Source organism: Streptomyces sp. NPDC002446 (assembly GCF_053595675.1).
In genome coordinates, this window is record NZ_JBSFYC010000015.1 from 125,076 (window position 1) to 134,203 (window position 9,128).

General features: G+C 71.6%; 8 protein-coding genes. 5 read left to right on the forward strand and 3 right to left on the reverse strand.

The annotated features are described in order from the left end of the window. Window positions 1-87 precede the first annotated feature (87 nt). Genes ACWD6P_RS12065 through ACWD6P_RS12075 form a run of 3 tightly spaced genes read left to right on the forward strand, consistent with a single transcriptional unit; the run spans window position 88 to window position 3,607 of the window. The gene (locus tag ACWD6P_RS12065; RefSeq protein WP_451443932.1) at window positions 88-1,104 is read left to right on the forward strand and encodes a glycosyltransferase family 2 protein; all 1,017 of its coding nucleotides are present in this window, start codon (window positions 88-90) and stop codon (window positions 1,102-1,104) included. Next, complete coding sequence (locus ACWD6P_RS12070; protein WP_451443933.1) at window positions 1,104-2,459, forward strand: alpha-2,8-polysialyltransferase family protein; 1,356 nt, start codon at window positions 1,104-1,106, stop codon at window positions 2,457-2,459. Before ACWD6P_RS12065 ends, ACWD6P_RS12070 begins: the two co-directional genes overlap by 1 nt. Beyond that, window positions 2,456-3,607 (forward strand): acyltransferase family protein, encoded by a 1,152-nt coding sequence (locus ACWD6P_RS12075; RefSeq protein WP_451443934.1) that lies wholly within the window; start codon window positions 2,456-2,458, stop codon window positions 3,605-3,607. Before ACWD6P_RS12070 ends, ACWD6P_RS12075 begins: the two co-directional genes overlap by 4 nt. 119 nt (window positions 3,608-3,726) lie before the next feature. Here the strand turns inward: ACWD6P_RS12075 and ACWD6P_RS12080 are convergent, their stop codons facing one another. Then, on the reverse strand, window positions 3,727-4,413 hold the full coding sequence (locus ACWD6P_RS12080) for a TetR/AcrR family transcriptional regulator C-terminal domain-containing protein (protein ID WP_451443935.1): 687 nt from the start codon (window positions 4,411-4,413) through the stop codon (window positions 3,727-3,729). A 38-nt stretch (window positions 4,414-4,451) separates the two neighbouring features. On the opposite strand from ACWD6P_RS12080, the gene ACWD6P_RS12085 reads away from it, so the two are divergent. Then, window positions 4,452-6,020, forward strand: a complete 1,569-nt coding sequence (locus ACWD6P_RS12085) for an FAD-dependent monooxygenase (RefSeq protein ID WP_451443936.1) — start codon at window positions 4,452-4,454, stop codon at window positions 6,018-6,020. 119 nt (window positions 6,021-6,139) lie between these two features. Here ACWD6P_RS12085 and ACWD6P_RS12090 read toward each other — a convergent pair whose 3' ends face one another. Then, a complete protein-coding gene (locus ACWD6P_RS12090; RefSeq protein WP_451443937.1) occupies window positions 6,140-7,537 on the reverse strand; it encodes a GntT/GntP/DsdX family permease in 1,398 nt (465 codons plus the stop codon). 68 nt (window positions 7,538-7,605) lie between these two features. After that, window positions 7,606-8,136, reverse strand: a complete 531-nt coding sequence (locus ACWD6P_RS12095) for a gluconokinase (RefSeq protein WP_451443938.1) — start codon at window positions 8,134-8,136, stop codon at window positions 7,606-7,608. Between the two features lie 129 nt (window positions 8,137-8,265). Between ACWD6P_RS12095 and ACWD6P_RS12100 the strand changes: the two genes are divergently transcribed. Further along, complete coding sequence (locus ACWD6P_RS12100) at window positions 8,266-8,967, forward strand: FadR/GntR family transcriptional regulator (protein ID WP_451443939.1); 702 nt, start codon at window positions 8,266-8,268, stop codon at window positions 8,965-8,967. Window positions 8,968-9,128 lie beyond the last annotated feature (161 nt).

Below are 9,128 nucleotides of genomic sequence, written 5' to 3' on the forward strand. Positions count from 1 at the left end.
CTGGTTAACCATCCCGCCATTCTTCGTTCACCTCGCTGCCCGCACCGCGTAAAGACGAATGCCGGCTCCGCACCTAACGTCACCCGGGTGGTTAAGCTCTCCGTCATCGTGCCGTTCTACAACGTGCAGACATATGCGCCCGACACCCTGAAAAGCCTGGCGGCGAACGCCCGCGAGGACTTTGAATTCCTGCTCGTCGACGACTGCTCGCGCGACGAGACCCCGCAGATCCTCGCGCGCGCCGAACGCGAGCTCCCGGGCGCCAGAGTGCTGCGGCACGAACGCAACGGCGGCCTGGCCACCGCCCGCAACACCGGCCTGGACGCGGCCCGCGGCGAGTACCTCGCCTTCCTGGACGGCGACGACTGGCTCGCCCCCGGCTACTTCGCCGAACTCCTGTCCGTAATAGAGGAGTTGGGGTGCGACTTCGTCCGCACCGACCATGTCCAGTGCACCGCGCGGGCCCGCACCGTGCACCGCGTACCGCACGGCCGGCGCGGGGTGGTGATGAACCCGCGCGACGTGATCCTGCCCGCCGACCGCTCCACCTCCGTGGACTACGCCTTCGCCTGGGCCGGGATGTACCACCGCCGGCTGCTGGACGACGGAGTGCTGCACTTCCGGGACGGGCTGCGCACCGCGGAGGACCGTCCGTGGATCTGGCGGCTGCACCGCGAGGCGAAGTCCATGGCGGTGGTCGGACTGCTCGGCGTTTTCTACCGGCGCGGTGTGGCGTCCTCGCTCACCCAGATCGGCGACGTACGGCAGCTGGATTTCATTCGCGCATTCGACCAGGTGATCGAGGAGACCGCGAAAGATCGCGATGCGGATGTGCTGCTGCCGAAAGCGGTGCGCACATACTGCGCGATCATTTCCCACCATCTCGGTTCGATCGAACGATTCGAACCGCAGGTCGCCCGTAAATTGCGCTCGATGAGCGCCGCGGCGATGAAACGCATGCCGCAGGACGTACTGAAGGAAGCCCTCGATTCGATGGATGTGCAGCGCGCGTCCCGGCTGCGGCGGCTGCGCCGCCGCCCCTCCCCCAAGGTCTCGACTTCGCTCGACCAGGGCGGTACCCCCATGGCGGAGGTCGTCGCCTGATGCCCGCCCGACCCCGCACCCAGATCTTCGTGGCGTCCACGCTCTACGGCGCGGCGACGCTCGCCGCCGCGCTGGACGCCGACTGCTTCGCACCGGCCGACCGGCGGCTGCTGCTGCTCAGCAACAACGCCACGACCCCGGAGACCACCGCGTCGCTGGACACCATGCCCGGCTTCGACCGGCTGCGCGGCCGCTTCGACCGCGTACTGTCCTGGAACGAGACGATCAGCCCGTTCCACCCCGGCGGCTGGTCCCCGCGCCCGGACGACGCCCCCCTGTGGGAGCGCCACCTGCGCCTCCTGTGGGGCCTCGGCGACGACCACATCCACCTGGTCCTCGAGTCCATCCAGGTCAATCCGGCCCTCGCGATCGCCCAGCTCTTCCCCGACGCGCCGATCGACGTCTACGCCGACGGCCTGATGAGCTACGGCCCCACCCGCAACAAGCTCGATCCGCTGATCGGCACCCGTATCGGCCGGCTGCTCCACCTGGACCTGGTGCCGGGCCTGGCGCCGCTGCTGCTGACCGAGTTCGGCGTCGGGGCGCAGACCGTGCCGACCGACGCCTTCACCAAGGTGCTCACCGAACTCTCCGACGCGAGCGGCGAGTTGGACGTGCCCGAGGGCGCCGCGCTGCTCCTGGGCCAGTACCTCTCCGCGCTCGGCATCCTCACGCCCGAGGAGGAAGAGGGGCTGCATGTGCGGATGGTGCGCGGCGCCGCCGAGCGCGGGCACCGCGAGATCGTCTTCAAACCGCACCCGTCCGCGCCGGCCCGCTGGTCGCAGCTGCTGGAGCGGGAGGCCGAGAAGCTGGACATCGCGCTGACCGTGCTGGACAGCCCGGTCCTGGCCGAGGTGCTCTATCAGCGCATGCGCCCGGCACTGGTCGTCGGCTGCTTCTCCACCGCACTGCTGACCGCGGCCACCTTCTACGGCCTGGCCACCGCCCGCACCGGCACCGGCCTGCTGCTGGAGCGGCTGACGCCGTATCAGAACAGCAATCGCATCCCGGTCACGATCGTGGACGCCCTGGTGCCCGACCTCGGCGACCGCAGCGAGCGCCCGGCCACCCCGGTCACCGCCGAGAGCGTCGAAGGGCTGGTCACCGCGGTCGGCTATGCGATGCAGCACCAGATCTACCCGCAGCTGCGCCCGGCCGCCGAGCGCTATCTCGCCGCCCATCTCGACCAGTCCACCCGGCGCTACTTCAAGCGCCGCCGGCTGACCGCGCTGGCGCTGCCCGGCGCGATCCCCTCCCAGCTGTCGTTCATCCCGCGCAACGCCACCGTCCGCAAGGTCGCGCGCCGGGCGCGGGCGGTGCAGCGGCGGCTGAAGAAGCGGGCCGCGTTCGGATGACCGCCCCTCAGCTGACGGCCGGGGCACCCGCGCCGGACATCCGCACCGCCCCGCCCCGGCCCGTCATAGTCGGGCGCAGCCGCAAAGGACCTTCGCGGCTGCGCGCACTCGACGGGCTGCGGCTGCTCGCCGCCCTGATGGTCGCCGCGTACCACTACGGGGGACGCGGCGGCGAGATAGCCCAGGCCTGGGGCGGCTCTCCCGCCCACCAGTTCCCCACCGCGGCCCCCTACTTCGCCTACGGCTGCCTGGGCGTCCAGATCTTCTTCGTCATCAGCGGCTTCGTCATCTGCCTCAGCGGCTGGGGCCGCACCCTGCGCGCGTTCGTCGCCGGCCGCGTCTCCCGCCTCTACCCGGCGTACTGGGCCGCGATCCTGCTCGTCACCGCCGTCTTCGCGCTCCCCTGGGTCGCCTACAAGGCGCTGCCGCCCAGCGAGGTGCTGACGAATCTGACCATGCTCCAGCAGCCGCTGGGCGTCGACCGGGTCCTGGGCGTGTGCTGGACCCTCTGGGCGGAGATGCGCTTCTACGCCCTCTTCGCGCTCTGCGTCGTCCTGCCGGGGGCCACCCGCGGCCGGGTCGTGCTCTTCTGCGCCGGCTGGACGCTGGCCGCGGCGCTCGCACAGGCGGCCCACGAGCCGTTCCTCGACACCGTCCTGATGCCCGAGTACGCCCCCTTCTTCATCGGCGGCATCGGGCTGTACCTCCTCCACCGCTACGGCGCCCGCGATCCGATCGCCTGGGCGATAGTCCTGGTCAGCTGGCTGCTCGGCCAGCACTACGCGGTCGCGGGCCTATGGCACGCCCCCTCGGCCACCGCCTTCTCCTACCGCTCAACAGCCATCATCATCGCCATCGTCACCCTCGGCTTCGCCCTGGTCGCGGCCGTCGCCCTGGGCGCGTTCCGCTGGGCGAACTGGCGCTGGCTGACGGTGGCCGGCGCGCTCACGTACCCCTTCTACCTCGTCCACGAACACCTGGGCTGGGTCGTCGTCCGCGCCCTGCACCACACCCTCGGCGTCCCCTCGTACGCGACGCTCACCCTGACGGTGGCCCTGATGCTGCTCCTGGCCTGGCTACTGCACCGCTTCGTCGAACGCCCCCTGACACCACGCCTCAAGCGGACGATCGATCCCCGGCGGGCTTAGGGCTTTGCCGGGGGGAATACCGCTCCGGCCCGCACCGTTGTGGCCCCGCAGGGGGCGTTCGCGTCCACTACGGGATCTGTTCGCCCCCGCCCTAGGGGCCCCCGCCGTCCCGGCGGCCCCTAGTCGGCCCGCTCTGTCAACGCCTCGATCCCCGCCACGATGATCCGCAGCCCGTCCTCGAAGCTGCGCTCGATGTCGCCGAACATCTCGTGGCCGGCCTGCGCCGCGAGCGGGTAGTTCGCGGCGAGGCGCTGGTCGCGGCGGTCCAGGTCGTAGGCGGGGTCGCGGCTCTCCGGCTCGCGGGTTTCCGGGCGGCCCGGCTCGGGGTAGACGGACTGCTCCTCGATGACCAGGCCGATGGTGAAGTTGTACGCGGTCCACCAGCCCCGCGCCGCCATGCCCAGGGAGATGCCCTCCTGTGTGAGCCGGCCCATGATGTGGTCGAGCGGCAGGGCATAGCTCTCGTCGGTCATCCGCGTGCCGCTGAAGACCTTGCCGCCGTCGCGGTAACCGAGCAGGTCACGGCGGAGCGCGCGGCAGGTGGCGAGCAGCGCCTCCTGCCAGGTGTCTCCTATCGCCGCCAGCCCGGCGTCCGGCCCGATCAGCGGGGCGGTCATCCGCCGGAACATCTCGGTGGCCATCTCGTCCAGCAGCTCCTGCTTGTTCTTGAAGTGCCAGTAGAGCGCGGGCGCCTGGACGTTCAGCTCCTTGGCGATCCGGCGCAGCGTGAGCCCGTCGAGCCCCACTTCGTTCAGCAGCCGCAGGGCGGTGTCCACCACCTGCTTCCGGTCGATGCGCGAAACCATGTTGACAACTTAACACCGTTAAGGCCATTCTCGCAGCCATGGAACTTAACAGCGTTAAGGGCAGCAGTGCCAAGGACCGTGCCGGTGTTACGGACGTCGACGTGCTCATCGCCGGAGCGGGCCCGACCGGCATCGCCCTCGGTATCGACCTCGCCCGGCGCGGAGTGCGCGCCCTGATCGTCGAGCGGCAGGACCGCCTCTCCCCCGGCGCCCGCGGCACCGGGCTGCAGCCGCGCACCCAGGAGGTCTACGACGACCTCGGTGTGCTGGACGCCATACGGGCGGCCGGCGGCCGCTACCCGAAGATGGCCCGCTGGGAGAACGGCCGGATCGCCGAGGTCCGGGAGATGCTGGAGCGGGTCGACCCAACGCCCTCCGTCCCCTACTCGAACGCCCTGCTGGTGCCCCAGTTCCGCAACCTGGAGCTGCTGCACGAGCGGCTGTGGGAGCTCGACGGCGAGGTGCTCTTCGCCACCGAACTCACCGCCTTCAGCCAGGACGCGGACGCGGTGACGGCCCAGCTCCGCGGCGCCGACGGCGAGGTGCGCACGGTGCGCGCCGGCTACCTCGTCGCCGCCGACGGCGGGCGCAGCACCGTACGCCGGGCCCTTGGCACCGCGATGAGCGGCCCGGCGCTGGAGCCGGGCGCGGCGCTGCTCGCCGACGTCCGGATCGACGGCCTCGACCGGGACCACTGGCACCGCTGGCCCCTGCCGGACCACGGGTTCGTGATGGCCCTGCCGCTCGCCGGCACCGACTACTTCCAGACCTTCACCGCCGCCTTCACCGAGGTGCCCGACACCGCGCCCGAGTACGTACGCGCCGCACTCGCCCGGCACACCCACCTGGCCGCCGAGCAGATCGGCGAGGTGGTGTGGGCCTCCGTCTACCGCCCCAGGGCCGGGATGGCCGACTCCTTCCGCAGCGGCCGGGTCTTCCTGGCCGGCGACGCCGCGCACATCCACTCCCCGGCCGGCGGCCAGGGCCTGAACACCAGCGTCCAGGACGCCTACAACCTCGGCTGGAAGCTCGGCCAGGTGCTGCGGCACGGCGCCCCCGACACCCTCCTCGACACCTACGAGGCCGAGCGCCGCCCGATCGCCGCGGACATCCTGGAGACCAGCACCCGGCTGCACCGCTCCGGTTCGACGCGCCGCGGCCGGGACCTGCACCAGCTCGGCATCGGCTACCCCGACAGCCCGCTGACCACGGAGCTGCGTACGGACCTGCCCGAGGGCGCGCTCGGCGCCGGCCACCGCGCCCCCGACGCCCCGTGCCACACCGCCGACGGCAAGCCCGCCCGGCTCTTCGACGCCTACCGGGGGCCGCACTTCACCCTGCTCGCCCTGGGTGACACCGACCTGGACGCGGACGCGCTGCCGGCCGGTCCGCAGATGCTGCGCCTCGTCCGCGTGGGCGGCCCGTCGCCCGATCTGATCGACACCGACGGCCATGTCGGCGATGCCTACGGCACCACCCCCGCCGTGTTCCTGATCCGCCCCGACGGCTACCTGGCCCTGGCCGCCCCCGCCGAGGACGCCACGGCGCGGGTGACCGCCGCCCTGGCCCCGTACTTCGGCGCCACCGCCCCGCAGCCGGCCGGCTGACCCGCACGCGCACGAGGCCGCACCCGCAGGATTGCGCGGGTACGGCCTCGTGCCGGGGACGGGCGCCTGAGGGGGGCGGGGCGCCCGGGGCGGTGATCCGCCCGTGCGGTTCCGGGGCCCTAAAGGACCAGGGAGAGCAGCAGTACGCAGACGATCCCGACGACCGAGATCAGCGTCTCCATCACCGACCAGGTCTTCAGCGTCTGGCCGACGTTCATGCCGAAGTACTCCTTGACCAGCCAGAAGCCGGCGTCGTTGACATGGCTGAAGAAGAGCGAGCCGGCGCCGATCGCCAGTACCAGCAGCGCGCCGTGAGTGGTGCTCAGGTCCGCGGCGAGCGGGGCGACCAGCCCGGCGGCGGAGATGGTGGCCACGGTCGCGGAGCCGGTCGCGAGCCGGATGGCGACCGCGATCAGCCAGGCCAGCAGCAGGGCGGACAGGTGCCAGCCCTGGGAGATCTCCAGGATCATCCGGCCGACACCGGCGTCCACCAGGGTCTGCTTGAAGCCGCCGCCCGCGCCGACGATCAGCAGCACCCCGGCGATCGGGGCGAGCGACTTCTCGACCGTCGAGGCGACGTTGCCGCGGGTGAAGCCGGCCGCCCGGCCGAGCGTGAACATCGCGACGACGACGGCGGTCAGCAGCGCGATCAGCGGCGAGCCGACGACGTCGAAGACCCTCTGAACCGTGTGCCCGGGATCGTCGACGACGATGTCCACCAGCGCCTTGGCCAGCATCATCACGACGGGCAGCAACACGGTGGCCACGGTGATCCCGAAGCCGGGACGCCGCTGCAGGTCCTGCGACGCCCGCTGCGGTACGAGGCTCTCCGGCGGGGTGATGTCCACCCACCGGGCCGCGTAACGGGAGAAGACCGGCCCGGCGATGACCGCGGTCGGGATGGCGACGAGCACACCGAGCGCGAGGGTGACCCCGAGGTTCGCGCCGACCGCGTCGATCGCCGCCAGCGGCCCGGGGTGCGGCGGGATCAGCCCGTGCATGACGGAGAGTCCGGCCAGCGCCGGGATGCCGATCCGCATCAGCGAGAAGTTGCCGCGCCGGGCGACCAGCAGCACCACCGGGATCAGCAGCACGATCCCGACCTCGAAGAAGATCGGCAGCCCGACGACGCCGGCGATCAGCACCATCGCCCACGGCATGGCCTTCCCGCTCGCCTTCGCCAGGATCGTGTCCACGATCTGATCGGCGCCGCCCGAGTCCGCGAGCAGCTTGCCGAGGACGGCCCCGAGCGCGATCAGTACGCCCGTGCCCGCGACCGTCGTGCCCAGCCCGGCGGAGAAGCTGGCGATGGCCGCGTCGAGCGGCGCACCGGCCACCGCGCCCAGCACCAGCGAGCCGATGATCAGCGACAGAAAGGCATGCAGCTTGAACGTGGAGATGAGCAGGACGATGACGGCTATGCCGGCCAGGACGGCGATGCCCAGCTGTGCGTGACCGGCCGAGGTGATGGGCTCGGTCGCGTCCGCTGCGAGCATCTCGACGCTGAGATGTGTCACGGCGATTCCCTTGCTTGGACGGAGGGGGAGGGTGGTGCTGCGGTACGGCGTCCGGGGTGGGGCCCGGCCTATCCGGCGGGTGCTGCCGCGGCGCGCAGTGCGGCCACCGCCCGCTCGGCGATCTGCCGCGGAGTGCCGGACACATCCACGGCGACGCCCGCCTCGTCCGGGCCGAGCGGTTCGAGCGTGGCGAACTGCGAGTCCAGCAGCGCGGCCGGCATGAAGTGGCCGGTGCGCTCGGCCATCCGCGCCCCGATCAGCGCGCGGTCGCCGGTGAGGTGCAGAAAGACGACTCCGGGAGCGGCGGCCCGCAGCCGGTCGCGGTAGGCCCGCTTGAGCGCGGAGCTGCTGACGACCCCGCCCCGCCCGGCCCGCCCGTGCGCCCAGGCACCGATCGCATCCAGCCACGGCCAGCGGTCGTCGTCGTCCAGCGGGGTGCCGGCCGACATCTTGGCGATGTTGGCCGGTGGATGGAAGTCGTCACCCTCGGCGTAGGGAACGCCCAGTTCGGCGGCCACCAGTGGGCCGATGGTCGTCTTGCCGGTACCGGCCACGCCCATCACGACGATGACGTGGGGAGCGGCATCGGGGGTGCTCATCCCGGGTTCCTCGCTGTCTTCCTTGACCTCGTGCGCCCCCACTGAAACCCATTAGGTACGACGTATTCAAGCCCCTGTGACGCAAACGTCATACTTAATTGGTTGCGGGCAGGAACGTAGGCTTGGCCCATGGAAAACGAGGGGAAGGGGCTGCACGGCCGTGTGCTGGAGTCCCTCGGACCCGCGATCACCGCGGGCGACTACCCTCCGGGCACGATCCTGCGCACGGACGAGCTGGAGCAGCGCTTCGACGTCTCGCGCACGGTCATCCGCGAGGCGATCCGGGTACTGGAATCCATGCAGCTGGTCGCCTCCCGGCGCCGGGTGGGGGTGACCGTCCGGCCCACCGAGGAGTGGAACGTCTACGACCCGCGGGTGATCGGCTGGCGGCTGGCCGGCCGTGACCGCCCCCGCCAGCTGCGCTCGCTGACCGTACTGCGCTCGGCCGTCGAACCGGTCGCCGCCGGGCTCGCCGCCCAGCACGCCACGCCCGCCCAGTGCGCCGAACTCACCGAACACGCCATGGGCATGGTCGCCACCTCACGCGGCCAGCAGCTGGACGCCTACCTCGTCCACGACACGGCCTTCCACCGCGTGATCCTGACCGCCTCCGGCAACGAGATGTTCGCCCGCCTCGGCGATGTCGTCGCCGCCGTCCTGACCGGCCGCACCCAGCACCACGTGATGTTCACCGACCCCGACCCGGCCGCGGTCACCCTCCACGTCCAGGTAGCAGAGGCGGTACGCACGGGCGACGCCCCACGCGCGGAGGAACTGACGCGGCAGATCACGGCGGGGGCGATGGCGGAGCTGGACGTTTTGGCGCCTTGACGCTGCGCTTGGCTTGCACGTTTTCGGCTGGCCCGCCGTGGGGGTTTGTCGCCGTTGCGCCTGCGGCGGGCGTTGCCGCTGCGCGGGGCGTTTTCGGGGTGCGGTGGCGGTCCTCCGGGGCAGGGTGTCCGGACTGCTTCGCTTTACGTCCGGACACCCTG